This window comes from Deinococcus peraridilitoris DSM 19664 (assembly GCF_000317835.1).
Classification (GTDB): Bacteria; Deinococcota; Deinococci; order Deinococcales; family Deinococcaceae; genus Deinococcus_A; species Deinococcus_A peraridilitoris.
The window spans coordinates 232,883-250,654 of record NC_019789.1; the positions used below are offsets into that span (position 1 = coordinate 232,883).

A 17,772-nucleotide genomic window follows, 5' to 3' on the forward strand; every position below is an offset into this window, starting at 1 on the left:
GAAGAACTGTCCGATGTCTACGAGGAATTCATCGCGGCCCTACGTGTTGTCCTTGGCAGGTAAGGCGTCGCGAACAAGGGCATTCCGAGGGAGCGGAGAACTCCATCGGTGCGAAGATGGGGCGTGTCGACGTCCTTCATGGTCTTCCCAGGCGGTGCAGACCTCCCCACCTTCTGGCAGGTTCGTGACGTCGGGCAGGCCAAGCTGCACGGGTATTTGAGGGACCTCGGTCTCACTGCTCGTCTTGAGGTGCACGTCCGGCTTCAGGAAATCAAGGATGGGCGTGGGGTACACTGCTCGCTCGACGAACCGTTCGTCTGGCCGGACGGGCAGAGAGCGTGGTTCACCGTCGAAGGTGTGGACGGAGGGACAGACGCGTACGCCGCGCGGGTCAAGCTGGTAGTCACAGGTGACCTGGATGGGCTGTTGGGTGGAACCAGACCAGCCCCACTGTGAGCGGTCGGCGTGTGGGAGCGCTGATTCACACCGTGCTTCACGTGTGCAACTGCTGAACGGTTGCTGACAATAAAGTATTGATGTGTTGGGTGTACGCATTTTGCTGATCGCCTCTGGCATAGGGCTGACTGTGCTCGTACTCGCTGCCACCTGGTGGGTCTGGCCTCGAACGACCGTGATACGAACTTGGAGTGCGCCTTCCACTCACTCCACCTTCTCGCTCCGAGCACTTCGCGTTGAAGCCGTTACCGTTCGGGGGGAGGGTCTCTCGCCCAACAGCCGCTTCGACAATTATCTTCGGGTGCGTTGTGGACGATTCATTGCCCGAGGATTCCCTGTGGATGATTCCTCTGCGCCCGACGCCAGGCTACTTTCAGAACAAGCGGATCAAGGTGTTTTGGACGGAGAAAGGGCTGTTCGTGAGTCCAGGCGTGCTGCACGCCAGGGGTTCATCGTCTGCCAAAGAACCGGAGCTGGCCGTCTCGAACCGACAACTCCGATCCTTACGCCCTTGCTTCTGACCAGCATTGCTCTGAAGCTCAATCACCGCTGGTAGAGCGGAAAGCGGAGTAGGTCACCCACTGACCACACCAATGCGCTGAGTCCAATCGCCATGGCAGGGGTACGCTGCTGATACAGCCGCCGTCCCTGTGGCTCGGCAGCTTGATGCGCAGTGCTCGCTGTTCGTTGCACCAGTTGTAAATGCCCATGCACAGCTGACTCAGCGCTCGGCGCATCAACCACGTACGAGCAAAGGCTAGGCTCCTCCTGGCTTCGTGGGCGTTCATTCGTCTGGCGGTGCCGTTCTGGCGTTCCACTGGCGAAATGTTCGGTGTCTGGTACCCAAGCTTCTCGACCTCCGCATTCACCCTCGGCCAGTTCCCGTGAGCAACGCGCTGGAGTACTTCCACCACCCGTCGACCTTCCCGCCGTTTCACGATCAGCATGTGGGCAAGGGTACGAGGCACTCGGAATACGAGGCACTCGGAAGCGTACCTTCTTGAAGCGCCCGTACGATCCCTTCCGTGGTGGTCGGTACGGCACCCCGAACACCTCCGGGAACAGCGACTCGTACACGGCCCAGCCATCGGTGAACAGCACCAGGTCATGCGGGTTAGCCAGTCGTTGCCGGGCACCCAGCAGCAGCCTCCGTCCGAGGTCTTCGTTCCGCTGACCAAGCTCGCTTTGCACGAGAAACCTACTCCTGGGCTCAATCACAGTCGCTTCCCACAGCTGCTGATCCTTGCATTCAGCGAAGCCGTAGCGCTCATCGGCCTGCCATGCGCTGAGCTGGAGGTCTCTGGCCTGCTGGTCATGAATGCCCTGGGCGTGAACCCCGGTCAGGATTGCCAGACGACGGACAGTCGGGCGGCTCAGTTTGGTCAACTTCGCGGTGGTCTTCAGGGCATTCCCGGCGCCCAAGTGCTCCACAGCGCTTACCAACTGGTCTTCGGTAGCCCGAGTGTTCCACAGGGGTGTGCCTTTTCGTTCACTAGACCTCTTTGCATGTTGAGCCGGGTAGAGGCATGCTCGGCTTGTCACGACCTCCCGAGCCGACAAGCCTGAAGACTTCTTGGACCCCCAAGGTCGCTACGCAAATCCTGGCTGGCTCGGGACCCTTCGCTCAGGCAGAACAGTACCAAAGGCTCCCAAGCCTGCATGCAAAATCATGCCGAACGAACCGGTACGTGACCACACCACCAGGAGGGTGCCATGTACGTCCTCGGAATCGACATCGGCAAGCAAGAACTCCACGCCAGACTCCTCCAAACCAAGACGCCCAACGACCCGCAAACAGTCAACCGACCGCGGGTCTACCCAAACACACCCGCAGGCCACGCACCTGGCTCGCCAGTCTCCACGTGGCGCCTGAGGACAGCCGAGTGGTCATGGAAGCCACCGGCGTGTACTGGGAGCGCGTCGCCGTCACCCTTCACGACCAGGGTTATACCGTATGCGTCGTCAACCCCGCCCAAATCAAGTTCTTCGCTAAAAGCACCCTCAGGCGCGGCAAGACCGACACCATGGATGCCGAGATCATCGCTCGCTACGGCGCCACCATGCACCCGGCTCCCTGGCACCCCACGCCAGCGGACGTGCAGCAACTGCGCGACCTGCTGCACGAGCGGGACGTCCTGCTCGAACTCCGCACGCTGGAAAGCAACCGCTTACACGCCTTTTGCCACCGCCACACCACGGACACCTTCATCACCAGCCTGGGAGAAGAGCGCCTCACACTCCTCGACCTCCAGCTGCACATCGTTGATGCGGCGATCAGAACCTGTACGGACAGCATCGACGGGATTCGCGAACAAATTGCCCTGCTCTGTAGTGTTCCCGGCGTCGGCCGGCTGACCGCGGCGATTCTGCTGACGGAGACAGCTCACCTTGACAAGATGGAGCACTCCAGGCAGTGGGCGGCTTTCGCGGGTTTGTCGCCCGTCCTGAGGCAGTCAGGCACGATGGTTGGGAAGAGCCGCATCTCAAAGATCGGCAATGCTCGTTTGCGGCGCGGGTTGTACATGTGCGCGGTGAGCGCGTCACGGATGCAGACGCCGCAAGGTGACTTCTACCGTCGTCTGGTGAAGGCTGGAAAGCCGAAGAAGGTCGCTTTGATTGCTCTTGCTCGCAAATTGCTGCGGATCTGCTTCGCAGTACTCCGCTCCGGGATTCCTTATGCTCAGGGCTACGTGCGTCAAGGGCAGGGTGAGCTGGCCAGCTCACCCTGCCCTTGACGCACGTAGGCAAACACAGTATCTGCGAAAGTCATTTAGGACGGGCGCGGGTAAGATTGCAGAGCGCGGCAATGAGCTGAACCCGGAGAGCGAACCGGCGACATCGATGTCGATTGGTCTTGCTAGGGTTTGGTGGAGGGGGAGTTAAGTCTCAGCCAGAATGGGGACTGAGATGCCAAGACAAAGTGTCACTCACAGCGCGGAGTTCAAGCAGGAAGCCGTCCGGCTGGTCCTCAGCAGCGGGAAGAGCTGCGCTGAGGTCGCCCGCGACCTGGGAATCGCCGATTACCTGCTGGTCCGTTGGAAGCGACAGCACGAGGCGCGCGAAGCGTCAGGGAAACCCAGCTTCACCGGCCGGGGCGTTCCAGCCCGCTCCGCGCAGGAACTCCGCATCGCCCAGCTCGAACGTGAGCTTGAGATTGCGCGGCAGGAACGTGATGTCCTGAAAAAAGCCGTGGCCTATCTTGGGCAGAACGGACGCCCATGAGGACGCCTGCCCGCTTCTTCGCGAAGGAAAACCGCTAATCTATCGCTTCATCCAGGAACACCGCGATCAGTTTCCCCTGGAGCTGATGTGCCGGGTTCTGGAGGTCAGCGTGAGTGGCTATTTCGCCTGGCGGGGAAGGCCAGAAAGTGACCGTACACGCGAGGATCGGGCGTTGACCGAGTCGATCAGCAGCATTCACCGGCAGAGCCGAGAGACGTACGGTTCACCCAGGGTGCAAGTCGAGTTGCGGGAGCAGGGGAAGCATGTCAGCCGGGCACGTGTCACCCGGTTGATGAAGTCCGCTGGTCTCAAAGTGCGGCGTAAGCGAAAATTCCGCACGACGACCAATTCCAAGCATCGCCATCCTGTAGCCGAGAATCTGCTGGAGCGCGACTTCACGGCTGCGGCGCCGAATCAGAAGTGGTGCACGGACATCACGTATTTACCGACGCGTGAGGGCTGGCTGTACCTGGCCGTGGTGATGGATCTCTTCTCCAGGAAGGTCATCGGTGGGCCATGCGGGAAACGTTGCACACCGAGCTGGTATTGGCCGCCTTGGAGCTGGCGGAGCAGGCTCGGCAGCCGGGGGAAGGGATGCTGCATCATTCGGACCAAGGGGTGCAATATGCGTCTGGGACGTACCAGGAGGTGCTGGAGCGTCTGAATGCGGTGCAGAGTATGAGTCGCAAGGGGGAGTGCTGGGATAATGCCGCGCTGGAGAGCTTTTTCTCGACCTTGAAGATGGAACTCGACTTGGATGTAGCCCAGGGAACCCGGCAGTGGACCAGAACGCTGGTATTCGAGTGGGTAGAAGCCTTCTACAACCGTGAACGCCGTCATTCAAGCCTGGGGTACGTTTCGCCTCAGAAATTCGAAGAACAGTGGGCCAGACCTCAGTACCCCACAACTCGGAGTGGGTAACGTCCAGAAGGGCGATTTGATCGCGGCATAAACGCAAAAAGAGCGGCATCAAGGGAGTGTGTCGCTCCAAGAAGCCGCTCTGACTGATCCTACCAAGCTCGGCGAGGTGTTCAAACACCATTTGCCCTTTCTGCGCCGAGACACCCTGCAACGCCTCGCCGACGTCGTCACCGCTCTGATCCAAGCGCGTTCGACCAAGCACGCTCGGCTCGCACTTCATCTGCCCGGACACGCCAGCAGTTCAGTCAAGCTGCGCCGCGTCGAGCGCTGCCTACACGACCCTCAGCTCGATCAGGACGTTTTTTTGAAGCTGCTCTTGCCGCTCCTCCCTGATGACAAGCTCGTCATGACGATGGACCGTACGAACTGGGAGTACGGCGAAGCCGACTTGAACGTCCTTGTGCTCGGCGTGGTGCTTGAAGGCTTCACATTACCGCTGGTGTGGACGGCCCTGCCCCATGGGGGCAGCAGCGACACCAGGACACGCGAGCGTCTGGTCGCTCGACTGCTGAAGGTGCTGCCTGCGAAGCAATGGCGCGTTCTGGTCGCTGATCGAGAGTTCGTGGGGCGGGAGTGGTTTGCCTTTCTCAGGCGTCGGGGTGTGAAACGCTGTTTGCGCATTCGAGGCGACAGCCGCGTGGATGATTTGCGGCTCGATGAGGGATGGGCGTACGTCGAGCCGGGACAGGTGGTCGGCCTGCTGGAGAAAGCCAATATCTACGGTCAGGTCATGCAACTGGTGGTGACGCGCACGCCCGAGGGTGAACTGCTCGCCCTGGCCACCGACCTGAAAATCGACGAGACCAGAGGCGTGTACCACTTGAGGTGGTCGGTAGAAAGCACCTTCAGCGCGCAGAAATCGAGGGGGTTCGACCTTGAGGCGAGTGCGATGACCAAACCCGCTCGGTTGGAGCGGCTGGTCGGCGTAGTGACGCTGGCGATGGCTTGGTGCTTGCGGATCGGTACATGGTGCCACGAGCAGCGGCCCATCAAGCGCAAAAAGCACGGACGCCGGGCGGTGAGTCTCGTCAAGTACGGCTTGGAACGCCTTGCTGCCGCTTTGCGCTGGGGAACGAGTGATCGAACCATCCTCCTGAGCCTCGTCATGCAACCTTTTCCCGCTCCAATACAGCACTCAGCTCAAGATGTGGGGTACTGAGGGGCCAGACTCAACTGACCTTCCACAAAACCCTTGCAAATCCACGATATATGCCCTTGAGCACGCGAAAGACCTTCATGCGGCGGATGACGTGTTCTATCCCTTGGCGGGTATGCGCCAGCACACGGTTTTCTTGACGCTGTTCGGCAGAGAGGGGCGACGCTCGTGTCGCCTTGTGGGTCGTGATGGCGTGCCCGTGGCTTCTCCAGAGGCCCTGATACCCTGCATCCCCAATCAGGGTTGTGTCGTGAGGAAAACGCATTCCAGACTGACGAAAGAGCTTCAGGTCATGAATTGCCCCGGCACTCGTGGCCGTGCCCAGAATGCGATGAGTCACCGTGCACATCAGCACCTGAAATTTCAGGGTGTGCTGCTTCTTCTTGCCGCTGTACCAGCAGCACTGCTTTTTTTGGGCCGCTCGCAGGGCACCTCAGAAGCGTCCACGACCACGATGCTGTAGACCGTCTGTGCCTCCTGAAACACGCGCTTTTTGGGCATCTGGAACTGCTCACTGGCGATCAGGGCCGCTTCGACACGTTCCACCGTGCGGTGCACGGTCGTCTCGTGGACACCCCAGTCGTCGCCGAGGTGCGCGAAGGTGCGGTACTCGCGCCAGAATTCCAGGGTCATCAGAAGTTGTTCAGCCACGCTGAGCGCGGCTGGGCGGCCAGCTTTCTTTTTTTGTGCTTCCCGTTCCGCGAGCACCGCTTCCATCTCGGCGAAGGTTTCGGGGTAAATTCCGGTGCGTCGGCGGAACTGCTTGCGGTTCATCTTCAGTGTGCGGGTCAGGCGGTCTTGCTCCACACCATGACCTTAACCCTCCACTTTCGCAAGAGGTCTACTGAACTCAGTGCCACAAGCACGGCACTTCAGCAGGCGGCGCTGCCCGTCACAGTAGAGCTTACGAACGCGCAGGTTGCCTTGCCCTGGTTGGCCTCGGAGGTCACAGTGCGGTGCGGGGCAGGCAAAGTTTTCCAGGGGAAGGAGCGTATCTGACATGCCCTGTCTTCTCCCTCACACGCCGACCGCTCACAGTGGGGCTGGTCTGGTTCCACCCAACAGCCCCCCGGCGCGGCTTTTCGGAATAACTGTCTGAACAGCACTGTACGGCCAGGTGCGAAGTCGTGTGTTTAGCGTCAAGCAGCTGGAATCGACAAAAAGCTGTTCAGCACGGCAAATTCCCCCATACCGAAAAGGTGAGTAGCGCTACTAACGTTCAAATGAGCGGGTCTGCAAGTCGCGGCCCGTTAAGGGCAACTGGTGGTTGGGGTTGCACCGTTCAATTCATAGCCTTGAGAAAACTCTGTGACCATCTGTCCGTCCGCATTCAATTCGAAGACGTAAGGAACTGTGGAGTTACGATGGGATTTCACGGTAAAGCGGTAACCTAAAGTCGTTTCCTCCACAATGATGCAGGCGACTTGCCCAGCCGGAAGGTTCTTGAAAACGTTCTTCTGAGGGGGCACCACCAATGAAGGCTGCTGCACACCATTCAAGTACAGGGCGACGCGCGTGCTTTGGGTCGTCTGTTGATTGCTGTTAACGATCCGCATTACAGGTGGCCCCTCCGATTTCCCAATGGCGCAAGCGGCCAGTACAGGGAAAAGGAACGCGAGCAAGGAGAGCTTTTTCATGTCAGCATCCTGTCAATAATACACGGCATAGGCGCCGGTCAGGTAGGCGTACCAAGTCGAGGATTGATTGAACCAAGAGTTGTACCAGCTCGGCACGAAGACCATCAGGTCAGTCCAACTGCCTTTTTCGAACTTCTGGACGATGCCGAAGTGCTTGACCGCATTGCTGCCGTGCATCATGATGACCGGCTCGTTCTTGCTGAACTTATCCTTGTAGATGTCCGCCTGAGCTTCCCAATTCAGGCTGGGTTGCCCGTACGTGCCCCCGAACGAAAGGAGCGAGGCGGGCGAGCGACGATTGAGGTACGCGTTTGCGCCATAAATGAAGTCTTTGTGCTCGGTGTTGCGCACGCCACCCCCGGCCGGAACCCAAGTGAGCATGTCGACGACGAGTTGCTCCACGGTGCTGGTGTACCCATCTGTTCCGGCATCCATGGGATTGGCGTAGTACGGCAGGCGGTTCCAGGCGTACGGCTTCATGTCCCGGTACCACTTCAGGACCGTCGCGACCGAAACAGGACCGCAACCCTCGGGTTGGCCATCTGCGCGGTTGCGTTGCTCGTCGTAGTAGTAACCTCCGATAAACGTCCCACCCCAGCCATTCGGATTGGTGTAAGTCTTCGTGTCACCTTTGTAAGACGCCCTGGACATGTCCATGTATTCGGTCATGTCGCCGCGGAAGGTGGAGGCTTGATTGTCGCAGGCTTCCCATGACCAGAACAGCGCGGTGCGCCTGCCGCAAGTGAAGCTGTATGACTGCGACGTGACGGTGTTGTTGCTTTGAGCGGTGGCCGTGGCCGTCACGGTGCCGGCGTCGGCAATCTGCACGAAATTGTCGGCACTGGCCTTTTTCCACTTGTCCTCGTCTTTGGCGCGCGTGAGCTCGCGGTTGTCGACGAAACGTTGCACCATCAGGTCGTACTCTGTGCGTTTGGCCTGCACCTGCTCACTCGAAACGTACGCGCGCATCTTGAGGTCGTAAAAACGGCCGTCCTTCATCTTGGCCCAGTAGATGCCCTCGGTTGGCATGACGTACTGATCGACCTCAGCCATTTTGAATCCGGCGACCTTGCCTGCTTCGCCGAAGAGGGTGTCGAGCACGGGAACGCCGTGTTCGAAGGTGCCGATCACCGAGCGGGACGTGTTGGCGCCGGTAAGGAGGGTGCCGACTTGCCATGTTTCGGGTGAACTGGGGTCAGCCGTTGTGTCGCGTTGAGCCGTGGCAATCAAGTCTGCCGGTTTGGTGTGACCGTCGCGATCAGCGAACGTAAGGTAGCCGAAGCTGACGCCATAGAAGTCGTAGAAAGGCAGGGTGTAGCCGTCCGCGCCTTTGCCGGGGCTCTTCGCCCCTTTGATCTTCCAGGGCTGGCCTGGCGTGACGGCTTTGGCGTCAGCAAACGCCGTTTGTACGGCGCTGCTGTTTTGCGTGGAGAGGGCTTGCTGAGCAGACCCTGTCTTGGTTGAGGTAGGAAATACCGGAATGACCGCGATTTGCGCGGTCGGTGCGCCGCTCGCTGACGAAGCGGCCGACGCGATGGACGATGCTGGGGTCGGAACTTGTTGGCCACAACCAGCAAGAAGGGCGGTGACGGTCAACAAGAACATACATTTAATTCTCATATTCACCTCTTCCGGACTTTAAGCGGTCGGACTTCTACGCGGGCCGCACATCCGGCAAAACCACGCACGTTAAGAACGCGTGAAGAGCTGTGTTATGTATGCGCTAAGGGCGATCAGCTTGCTCAACTTGGCCTGACGTCACTGTCGGATTCCGTTGGCGAAGTCCTCAGGCGGGCGTGAGGCGCTTGGGCGCACACTGAAGAATGTTACGGGCTGAGCCCATTGGTGCTGTCCCCGAAGATTCCGCCGGTGTTGCACGCGCTGCCTTCCCCAAAGGTCACCTGTACCTCCAGATGCGTGACGAGCTCGGTATCCTCTACGCCGACGAGGACTTCGCGGCCCTGTTCCCGCCCCTCGGGCACCCCGCCCTGCCTCCATGGCGACTCGCGCTGGTCACGGTCTTTCAGTTCCTCGAACACCTCACCGACCGCGAAGCCGCCCATCAAGTCCGTGCACGTGTGGACTGGAAGTACGCACTCGGCCTGGAGCTCACCGACCCTGGCTTCGACCACACCGTCCTGACTGAGTTCAGAGCCCGCTTGATTGCTGGTGGCCACGAACATGTCCTGCTGGATAAAATGCTCACCCGCTTGCGTGACCAGGGCCTACTTCGTCTGCGAGGCAAACAGCGCACCGACGCCACGCACGTGCTGGCTGCGTATTTCGGCTGATTTCGAGACAGGAAGCTGGTCGAAGTCGATACGCGATGACGCTCGAAAGCGATACACAAAACTGGTTCAATTCGATACACGAAAACGGTGCCGATCACCCTACCCGGCGATGCGAGACTCCCGGCTTCTCAACCCCACAGTTGAGGTATGCCACGAAAGCGAGTCAGCATGCGCAAAATCCGAGAGGTCCTGCGACTCAAAGGGCCGCGACTTGCAGACCCGCTCATTTGAACGTTATTGATACCGGCATAGCTTTGCGGGATAAGCTGTGGGGATGGCCAGTTGGCAACCCAGCAAATACAGCCGCGTACAGCTCGAAGAGCGACGACTGGCGGCCCTGGAATGGCTGCAAGCAAGCACCGCCACATACAAAGAAATCGCTGAACACTTCGGTGTCTCGGTCAAAACCGTCTCCAGCTGGAAGGAACGCCTCAAGAAAAACGGTACCCTTCAAGCCACGGTGGCCCAAGGACGCACACCCTTCCTGACCCAGGAGCAGCACGACCAGGTGCGGACACTGCTGCGAGAAGGACCGCTGGCGCATGGCTTTCCTGATGACACCTGGACCACGCCCCGCGTGCGAGAACTGATCGGCCGGAATCTGAACGTCTGGTATCACCGGGACCATGTCCGGAAACTGCTGCACGCCTTGGGGTTCACTCCACAGAAACCCGATGGGCGTGCAGTCGAGCGCAACGATCAGCGGATCATGACCTGGGTGGAACAAGTCCACCCGGAGTTGGAAAAAAAAGGTGGCTGAGGGCGCAACACTGGTCTACCTCGACGAGGTGGGCTTCGCAATGAAGGGGGTGAGACGACGCACTTGGAGCACCCGAGGTGTAACCCCCCTGGTGCGGTTACCAGCGAACTGGGACAAGCTCTCCACCATCGGAGCCATCACCTCTGGAGGGCACTTTTTCCAGAACACCAAGAAGGGCGCCATGTGCAGCAGTGACGTCATCCGCTTTTTCACGCACCTATTGAGCAAGGTCAAAGGTCAGGTCATCGTCGTGCTGGACAATGCAGGCATTCACGGAGCCAAACAGGTTCAGGCGTTCGTGGACAGCAAAGAGCGCCTATCCTTGGTGTATTTGCCGCCGTATGCCCCTGAGTTGAACCCGATCGAGTTGGTGTGGGCGTACGTAAAACGCAACGTGCTGGGTAACTTCTGCGCCAGAACGGTGAAGGAGTTGAAGGCGAGGCTTGCTGCCGCATGGCAACGTGTGCGTTACGTAGAGCTGCCAAGCAAGCTGATGACCTCCAACCAATGCCGGGTTCAATAAAAGCGCCACCCGTCGCTCTCGACGTGCTCGCCGAGAAGCTGGCCAAGCGTGGCATCAAAGGGAAAGTAGAAGTTCCCGATCAAGCAACGGCGAACCTGTACAGCCTGGCGCTCGACTACGAGAACGGTGTGGATGTCAGTACCGGCGTGAACTACGTCATGCATGCCACAGCCAGCGGTAGTGCGCTTGAACACCGCTCGTCCAGCACCTCATTTATGCAGCCAAAAAATGATTGGTGGAATGGTCCGAGCACCGGGAACGTACTCCCTGCTTGGGAGAAGTCGGGCGCTTCAGGTGCAGGCGTGAATGTGGCCATCATCGACACGGGCTTTACTCCACGGGACTGGGACATGACTGCTTACGACCCCATCACGTACGGAGGCTGGCGCTTCGTGTACGAGTATGACTTCGGACAGAGAGATTATGACGTATCAGCTGACAGTACTGGTGATGTGAATGCTAACGGCGTTTCCTGGCACGGACATGGTGCGGCGGCTGTCGCACTCGCTGCCCAGAACAACCACTACGGCACATCAGGCATCGCCCCAGATGCTACCCCATTCCTATTCCGGATTGGTCGTGGCGTCGGCAATCTCCTCAGCTACTATGACGCAGGCTGGGCTGTTGACACTGCCGTAGCGTGGGGTGCCGACGTCATCAATATGTCGTTCAGCACCTTAACCCCTGGCGGAGCCGGAGTCCCAAACACCTACCTCGGTGCTGCCCTGCAGCGCTCGGACAACGCTCGGGTCATCAATGTCGCAGCAATGGGAAACGACAATCGTTATACCGATAACAACAGATATCCATGGTTTTTATACCCGGTGCCAGCAGTTTGGCCAACCGTGATTGGGGTTGGAGCTACGACATGGAACAACACCAGAGCCTCTTACTCCAATTTTGGCCCTGCTGTTGACATCTGGGCGCCCGCCGAAGTGCTCAACGTTGGTCCGAGCCCTCTGGGCTGGGCTTCATGCTATTCCACAGCCACCCGATGCAGTGATCGAGCTGGCGCAGTTGAGACGTACAACGGGACCTCAGCCGCTGCCCCCTTCATTTCAGGAACGATGGCTATGATGAAACAGCGATTTCCGAATATGAGCCGAAAGAATGCTCTGGATATTCTGAATCAGACAGTCAAGCGGAATACGACAGATGGCAATGTGAACGGTGCTGGCCTTATCGATGTGGGAGAAGCTGTATGGTGGGCCTACGGATATGGGTATCTGTGCACTTATAACAAAAACTGTTAATGGAGTGCGGATTATCCCCTAGTAGAAGGAGTGGACCGCAGATGAAACGAATCGTATTAGCTGGATGCTTAATCCTCACTTTGTCAGCCTGCCGCCCGAGTTATGAGCCCGGCTCGTACAGGGTGACCTTCTCTGAGGAACAAGTTTCAATTGTGCGCCCGGCGGATAGTGTCCTGTTCGTCTCGGAGGTCGCAAATCCAAACGTCCAGGCAGACGTGGTGGGAGCGCAGTTCAAGATTGGCAACCGGATCTATCCTGGAACCCGACAGGACGTGAACAGCAGTGAGTTTGTTTACCAGTGGTTGACCAGCAATTCGTGCAAAGACTTACCGCAGGGTTCAAATGTTACCGCAACTTACGAGATGTTAAATGCTGCGCAACAAGTCGTGCAAAGCAAATCCATCAACATCAAAGTAATTGATACCTGTCGCTAAACTCAGATACTTCTCCCGGATAGGTGAAAGAGCGCTCCCTAGCGCGAAAAAGAGGGTGTCTAACCTCATGCTTGCGGGGAGCGCTCTGAATTTTGATGAGTAGGAAATTGTGTTGTGCGTCCGTCCACGTACTGTGCCTCGTCTACGGAGCAGACACACCCCGTGACGAGTTCGAACGGACGCTCTGCCAGTGTTATCAGGGTCACGTTGCCGGTATGGCTGAGGCCATTTTGGAAGCACTCCAAAATATCCCTAACAACGAACGCAACTCAGTGATTGCAGGTCGGGCAGGAGCTAAAATGTATGCTGTCTTCCTAACGTGACTTCTGGAGTTGCTACGTGTCACGGGCCAGAAACGAGAAGTCCGGCAGGTCAGGCAAGCATTCCAGCACGCCCGACAGGATGCTCAGCGCGCCCAGCGCGTCGCGCAAATCCAGCAGTTCCACCGGGGAGTGCGAGTACCGCCGAGGAATCGTCAAGGAGCCCGCCGCGACGCCGAGCGCCGCCCACGCCATCGACGCCGAGTCATTCGACCCGCCACTGAAGGTGCACACCTGTAGGGGCACCTGCCGCTGCTGCGCGACGTTCAACAGAAAATCCTTCACGCCCGGATGCAGCAGGTTCGCCCGGCCCCCCGCGCCTGCCATGACCTGCAACGCCGGCCCGCTTCCCAGGCGGACGTTCAGATCGCGGTGCTCACTCATGTCCGGCGTGTCCCCGGTCGGCATGGTATCCAGCGCCAGCGCCAGGTCCGGACGAAAGCGTTCCGCGGCGAGTTTCGCGCCTTTCAGCCCGACTTCCTCCTGGGAAGTGAAGGCCAGCACCACCGTCCCTGCCTCTGGAGTGAAGCGCAACGCCAGCTCCAGCAGCAACGCGCACCCCACGCGGTTATCCACCGCTTTCCCCGCCACCAGATGCTGCTGAGCGCCGACTTCCAACAGCGGACTCACGAACGCGATCGGATCACCGACACGCACGCCGAGTGCGGCGACTTCCGCGGCACTCGCACACCCCAAATCAAGGTACAGATTACTGGCTGTGTGTCCTTGCGTGCGTTCGTGTTCCGTCTGATAGTGCCCGGCTTTCACGCCAATCACGCCCTGCACGCCTTTCACCCGGACCATCCGGGCGGGCAGCAGGCTGTCAATCACCCCGCCGATCTTCTCGAAGCGCACGAAGCCGCCCGGTTCGATGCTTTTGACCATCAAACCGATCTCGTCCGTGTGCGCGGCGATCAGAACCGTCGGACCGGGTTCGGCAGCGCGTTTCACGGCGTAGGCATTCCCGGCGACGTCGATGCTGAAGTCATCCACGCGACCTTGAAGCTGCTGGCGCAGATAGCGCAGCATGGGGCGTTCATCGCCGGAGATGGCGTCGATGTCGCAGAGGATCCGCAGGCGTTCGCGTAATTCCGTGAGGGTCAGCATGGCGCCATGATTTCCGTTTGGTAGCGCGGGGTCAAGACGCAGGACCATCCGCGGGCGTGGCGTTGCGCACGCTCTCCTGCCGTCGTGCTGCGCGACCTGCTGCTGTCGTAGTCCGGCAAAGCCACCCGGGAAACGTTGCGTCAGTTGTGGCTTTACGTGCAGGTACTGCAGCCACGCGTGCCAAACCGAATCCGGTGCAAGTGTATTCTGGCTGCCCCGCCATCACGTACCCGGCCCGGGTACAACCCGAACGCCTGCAACTCGAATTCGCTGCGCACCCGAAATTCCCAGCGTGCAGGGCCGACGTTTCCGCCTGACCGTTTCGGAGCACGCTCGGGCTTCGCCCTTGCGCTACACTTCCGGGGTTCCTTTCCATGACCCCACCCACCGCCTCACCTGACGCCTTCGCGGCCCTTCGTTTCGCGGACTTCCAGCGGCTGATCGCGTCTTCCGCCAGCGCGTCCTTCGCCGGACAGGCCTTCTCCGTGGTGATCGGGTACCAGGTGTACCAGCTCACGGGCAGTGCGCTCGCACTTGGTCTGCTGGGGCTCGCCACCGCCCTGCCCACCCTGAGTCTCGCGCTGCTCGGCGGACATTACGCCGACCGGCTCGACCGGCGCCGTATCCTGCTCGTCACGCGCGCCCTGTTGGTCCTGAGCGGCCTGGCGTTCGCGGTACTCTCGCTTTCTGGCTCTGCCACGAGCGTGGTCCTGCTGTTCGCGCTTGTCATCCTGATGGGGTTCGCGCGTGGATTCGGCGATCCGGCCTCCAGCGCCTTCGAGACGCGAATCGTGCCGCCTGGCGCGTACGTGAATGCCTCCGCGTGGCTCGGCAGTGTCGGCCAGGCAGCGGGCATTCTCGGGCCGATCCTGGGTGGGGTGATCCTCGCGCAATTCGGGGCGAGCAGCACCTACCTGCTGATGGCCGCGCTGTATGGCGTGTCGTGGCTGGCGTTGTGGCGCATTCCGCGCATTCCGCCCGCCGCACCTGCCGGTCGGGATGGGGTTCGCGCGAGCATCGGGGCAGGCTTGCGGTTCGTCGTGCGTGATCAGGTGCTGTTCGGGTCGATGGCGCTCGATCTGCTCGCAGTGCTCTTCGGTGGGGCCATCGCGCTGCTGCCGATCTTCGCCACGGACCTCCTAGCGGTCGGACCGAGCGGCCTGGGGGTACTGCTGGCCGCACCGTCGGTCGGGGCGCTCGTGGTGATGCTGTGGATGACGCGCTTTCCGCCGTTGCGGCACACCGGCCGCTGGCTGGTGCTGAGCGTCGCGCTGTTCGGTGTCGCGATGATCGTGTTCGCCGTATCGCGCGTGTTCTGGCTGTCGTGGCTGGCGCTGGCATTCAGCGGCGCCTTCGACGGCGTGAACATGCTGATTCGCCGGGCGATCGTGCGGACCCGCACGCCGGATGACATGCGCGGCCGTGTCGGCGCGGTGAGTCTGGTGTTCATCGGGACCAGCAATGAGATCGGGGCGCTGGAGAGCGGCGTGGCGTCTCACTTTCTGGGCGTGGTGCGCGCGACGGTGTTTGGTGGGCTGGTGACCCTCGCGATCGCGGCGGGTGCGGGGTGGCGCTGGCAGGAACTGACGGCGTGGGAGCTCGAGCAGGAGTACAAACGTCACGCGACGAGCGAAGCGCAGCCCGCCTGACGGGTGCGGTGCTGAGCGCAGTGAGCCGCCTGGTTGGGTGGGAGCCGGTTGGTTTTATGTTGGGTGTCCGCCGGCCGGGGAAGCCCGACCCGCACCAGCGAAGGAGCCACAGCGTGGCTCCTTCAGGAGCTCAGTCGCGGCCGCGCAGGCGCGGATCGAGAATGTCACGCAGGCTGTCGCCCAGCAGGTTGAAACCCAGTGAAGCAAGCAGGATTGCCAGTCCGCTGAACACGGCCGGCCAGGGCTGCAAGGTCAGGAACGTGCGTGACTCGGAGAGCATCAAGCCCAGACTGGGATGGGGCGGTTGGGTGCCCAGCCCGAGGAAGGACAGCGAGGCTTCCACCAGAATGGCGGTGGAAAGCGCCAGGGACGTCTGGACCAGCACGACCGCGGTGATGTTCGGCAGGATGTGACGGAAGATGATTCGGGCATCACGAGCCCCGAGGGCCTGGGCGGCACTGACGTAATCGCTTGCCTTGAGCACCAGCGCGGGCCCACGCAACAAGCGGGCGAAGGTGGGAATGTACACCACGCCAATCGCCAGGGCCGTGTTGAACTGACCCTGACCGAGCACCGCGACGATGCCAATGGCCAGCAGAATCACCGGGAAGGCGAGCAGGACGTCCATGACCCGCATGATCAGCCGGTCAAGCCAGCCTCCCATGAACGCCGCGATCACGCCGAGCGAGCCACCGACGAGCAGGGCGATGGTCACCGCGGCAACCGCGACGCTGAGTGAAGCGCGGTACCCGTACAGGATGCGCGCGAGCGTATCGCGTCCGAACTGGTCGGTGCCCAGCGGGTGGCTGACGCTGGGAGGCTTGAAGCGCTCGAGGATCTGCTGGTCGAGTGGCCCGACCGGACTGAGCAGGGGGGCGCCAAGGGCGAGCAGCAGCACGCCCAGGGTCAGCAGCAGGCCGAGCAGTCCCAGCGGGTTGCGCGTCACGCGCGCCAGCAGGCCGGGTGATGTACGGCGGGGCGCGCGGTCCGGGAGCACGTGTGGTTGCGGCGCGCTCACGCGTACTCCACCCGGGGATCCACCACCGAGTACAGCAAGTCAACGAAGAAGTTGATCACCACGAAACCTGCCGTGACCACCAGGATGGCGCCCTGCACCAGGGCGTAATTGCGCTCGTTGATCGCACCGACGATCAAACGACCGAACCCGGGAATGGCGAACACCTGCTCGATCACGATGGCGCCGCCGAACAGGTACCCGGCCTGAATGCCCAGGACGGTCAGCAGCGGCACCAGGGCGTTGCGCAGCGCGTGCTTGTACAGCACCCGGCGTTCCGGGAGGCCTTTGGAGCGCGCCGTGCGGATGAAGTCCTGCCCGAGCACTTCCAGCAGCGAGGACCGCAGGATGCGCACCAGCCCGGCGAGCATTGGCAAGGCGAGTGCGATGGTGGGCAGGATCAGGCGTGAGAAGTGACCGAGGGGATCCTGGCTGAAGGGGACGTACCCGATGGTCGGCCAACCGGGAGCGAGCACGAAAGCGATGTAAATGAAGAGTGTGCCGAGCCAGAAGGCCGGGGTGGTGATGCCGGCGATCGTGACGAAGCGAATGACGCGCTCGAGGGTCGAGTTGCGCCACGCGGCCGTCAGGATGCCCAGCGGCACCGCGAGGAGCGTTGCGAGCAGCAGCGGCAGCAGCGTGAGTTCCAGCGTGACGGGCAGACGCCCCAGGATTTCCCGGCTGATCGGCGCGCCCGTCCAGACGCTCTCCCCGAGGTCGCCGCGCAGCGCGTTGCCCAGCCAACTCCAGTACTGCAGCAGGATGGGACGGTCAAGTCCGAGCCGGGCGCGCAGTTGGGCGATCTGTTCGGGCGTGACTTCGATATTCGCGCCCAGCATGATCTGCACCGCGTCTCCGGGAATCAGGCGGATCATCAAAAAGACCAGGATGGAGACGCCGAACAGCACGATCAGGAGATCCAGCAGGCGTTTGATCAGGTAAGTCAGCATGTCGACTCGTGATTTCCGGCGCGTCGGCGCCTGGGAGAGCCTGCGAAATGCGCCCGGTCCGTGACGCGGGCGCAGGTC

14 protein-coding genes and 2 pseudogenes are annotated in these 17,772 nt (G+C 60.7%); 9 read left to right on the forward strand and 7 right to left on the reverse strand.

The window, feature by feature from the left end:
- Positions 1-123: 123 nt before the first annotated feature.
- The 4 genes and pseudogenes from DEIPE_RS19875 (at position 124) to DEIPE_RS19900 (ending at position 5,758) form a co-directional block, all read left to right on the forward strand.
- Positions 124-456, forward strand: coding sequence for a hypothetical protein (locus DEIPE_RS19875; protein ID WP_041231800.1), 333 nt, complete (start codon positions 124-126; stop codon positions 454-456).
- Between the two features lie 1,889 nt (positions 457-2,345).
- Positions 2,346-3,191: an IS110 family RNA-guided transposase gene (locus DEIPE_RS19885; RefSeq protein ID WP_245557682.1), complete on the forward strand. Its 846-nt coding sequence runs from the start codon at positions 2,346-2,348 to the stop codon at positions 3,189-3,191.
- A gap of 172 nt (positions 3,192-3,363) precedes the next feature.
- Positions 3,364-4,599: pseudogene (locus DEIPE_RS19895) on the forward strand (IS3 family transposase).
- 58 nt (positions 4,600-4,657) lie between these two features.
- Positions 4,658-5,758 carry an IS4 family transposase gene (locus DEIPE_RS19900; RefSeq protein WP_015231360.1) on the forward strand — a complete coding sequence of 367 codons (1,101 nt, stop codon included), beginning with the start codon at positions 4,658-4,660 and terminating at the stop codon, positions 5,756-5,758.
- A gap of 10 nt (positions 5,759-5,768) precedes the next feature.
- On the opposite strand, the gene DEIPE_RS19905 is transcribed toward DEIPE_RS19900, so the two are convergent.
- The 4 genes from DEIPE_RS19905 to DEIPE_RS19925 all read right to left on the reverse strand — a co-directional run bounded on the left by DEIPE_RS19905 (position 5,769) and on the right by DEIPE_RS19925 (position 8,997).
- Positions 5,769-6,110 carry a transposase family protein gene (locus DEIPE_RS19905; RefSeq protein WP_052326842.1) on the reverse strand — a complete coding sequence of 114 codons (342 nt, stop codon included), beginning with the start codon at positions 6,108-6,110 and terminating at the stop codon, positions 5,769-5,771.
- A gap of 8 nt (positions 6,111-6,118) precedes the next feature.
- Complete coding sequence (locus tag DEIPE_RS19910; protein WP_052326843.1) at positions 6,119-6,562, reverse strand: transposase family protein; 444 nt, start codon at positions 6,560-6,562, stop codon at positions 6,119-6,121.
- A gap of 443 nt (positions 6,563-7,005) precedes the next feature.
- Positions 7,006-7,392: a hypothetical protein gene (locus tag DEIPE_RS19920; RefSeq protein WP_015231361.1), complete on the reverse strand. Its 387-nt coding sequence runs from the start codon at positions 7,390-7,392 to the stop codon at positions 7,006-7,008.
- 12 nt (positions 7,393-7,404) lie between these two features.
- The gene (locus DEIPE_RS19925; protein WP_041231803.1) at positions 7,405-8,997 is read right to left on the reverse strand and encodes a hypothetical protein; all 1,593 of its coding nucleotides are present in this window, start codon (positions 8,995-8,997) and stop codon (positions 7,405-7,407) included.
- Between the two features lie 218 nt (positions 8,998-9,215).
- Here DEIPE_RS19925 and DEIPE_RS19930 point away from each other — a divergent pair.
- The 4 genes and pseudogenes from DEIPE_RS19930 to DEIPE_RS19950 form a co-directional block, all read left to right on the forward strand.
- Positions 9,216-9,671 (forward strand): annotated as a pseudogene (locus DEIPE_RS19930) (transposase); the annotation flags it as partial.
- Positions 9,672-9,957: 286 nt separating this feature from the next.
- Positions 9,958-10,966 (forward strand): IS630 family transposase gene (locus tag DEIPE_RS24750; protein WP_217218499.1). Its coding sequence is split into 2 segments (ribosomal slippage): positions 9,958-10,425 and positions 10,427-10,966, totalling 1,008 coding nucleotides; the frame shifts between segments, so codons are not numbered across the junction.
- A 23-nt stretch (positions 10,967-10,989) separates the two neighbouring features.
- A complete protein-coding gene (locus DEIPE_RS23405) occupies positions 10,990-12,219 on the forward strand; it encodes a S8 family peptidase (RefSeq protein WP_217218500.1) in 1,230 nt (409 codons plus the stop codon).
- A gap of 41 nt (positions 12,220-12,260) precedes the next feature.
- The gene (locus DEIPE_RS19950) at positions 12,261-12,653 is read left to right on the forward strand and encodes a hypothetical protein (RefSeq protein WP_015231364.1); all 393 of its coding nucleotides are present in this window, start codon (positions 12,261-12,263) and stop codon (positions 12,651-12,653) included.
- Positions 12,654-12,988: 335 nt separating this feature from the next.
- Here the strand turns inward: DEIPE_RS19950 and DEIPE_RS19955 are convergent, their stop codons facing one another.
- The gene (locus tag DEIPE_RS19955; protein ID WP_015231365.1) at positions 12,989-14,080 is read right to left on the reverse strand and encodes a M42 family metallopeptidase; all 1,092 of its coding nucleotides are present in this window, start codon (positions 14,078-14,080) and stop codon (positions 12,989-12,991) included.
- Positions 14,081-14,454: 374 nt separating this feature from the next.
- Here DEIPE_RS19955 and DEIPE_RS19960 point away from each other — a divergent pair, with 374 nt between their 5' ends.
- Positions 14,455-15,729, forward strand: a complete 1,275-nt coding sequence (locus tag DEIPE_RS19960; RefSeq protein ID WP_015231366.1) for an MFS transporter — start codon at positions 14,455-14,457, stop codon at positions 15,727-15,729.
- A 130-nt stretch (positions 15,730-15,859) separates the two neighbouring features.
- Here the strand turns inward: DEIPE_RS19960 and DEIPE_RS19965 are convergent, their stop codons facing one another.
- Both DEIPE_RS19965 and DEIPE_RS19970 read right to left on the reverse strand, forming a co-directional pair.
- Positions 15,860-16,747 (reverse strand): ABC transporter permease, encoded by an 888-nt coding sequence (locus tag DEIPE_RS19965; RefSeq protein WP_015231367.1) that lies wholly within the window; start codon positions 16,745-16,747, stop codon positions 15,860-15,862.
- On the reverse strand, positions 16,744-17,694 hold the full coding sequence (locus tag DEIPE_RS19970; RefSeq protein ID WP_015231368.1) for an ABC transporter permease: 951 nt from the start codon (positions 17,692-17,694) through the stop codon (positions 16,744-16,746). The genes DEIPE_RS19965 and DEIPE_RS19970 overlap by 4 nt, the downstream gene beginning before the upstream one ends.
- Positions 17,695-17,772 lie beyond the last annotated feature (78 nt).

Bases quoted from the DNA above. Each gene is read 5' to 3' on its own strand.
- DEIPE_RS19955 (WP_015231365.1), bottom strand. From the start codon at position 14,080: ATGCTGACCCTCACGGAATTACGCGAACGCCTGCGGATCCTCTGCGAC.
- DEIPE_RS19925 (WP_041231803.1), bottom strand. From the start codon at position 8,997: ATGTTCTTGTTGACCGTCACCGCCCTTCTTGCTGGTTGTGGCCAACAA.
- DEIPE_RS19970 (WP_015231368.1), bottom strand. From the start codon at position 17,694: ATGCTGACTTACCTGATCAAACGCCTGCTGGATCTCCTGATCGTGCTG.
- DEIPE_RS19920 (WP_015231361.1), bottom strand. From the start codon at position 7,392: ATGAAAAAGCTCTCCTTGCTCGCGTTCCTTTTCCCTGTACTGGCCGCT.
- DEIPE_RS19960 (WP_015231366.1), top strand. From the start codon at position 14,455: ATGACCCCACCCACCGCCTCACCTGACGCCTTCGCGGCCCTTCGTTTC.
- DEIPE_RS19950 (WP_015231364.1), top strand. From the start codon at position 12,261: ATGAAACGAATCGTATTAGCTGGATGCTTAATCCTCACTTTGTCAGCC.
- DEIPE_RS19885 (WP_245557682.1), top strand. From the start codon at position 2,346: ATGGAAGCCACCGGCGTGTACTGGGAGCGCGTCGCCGTCACCCTTCAC.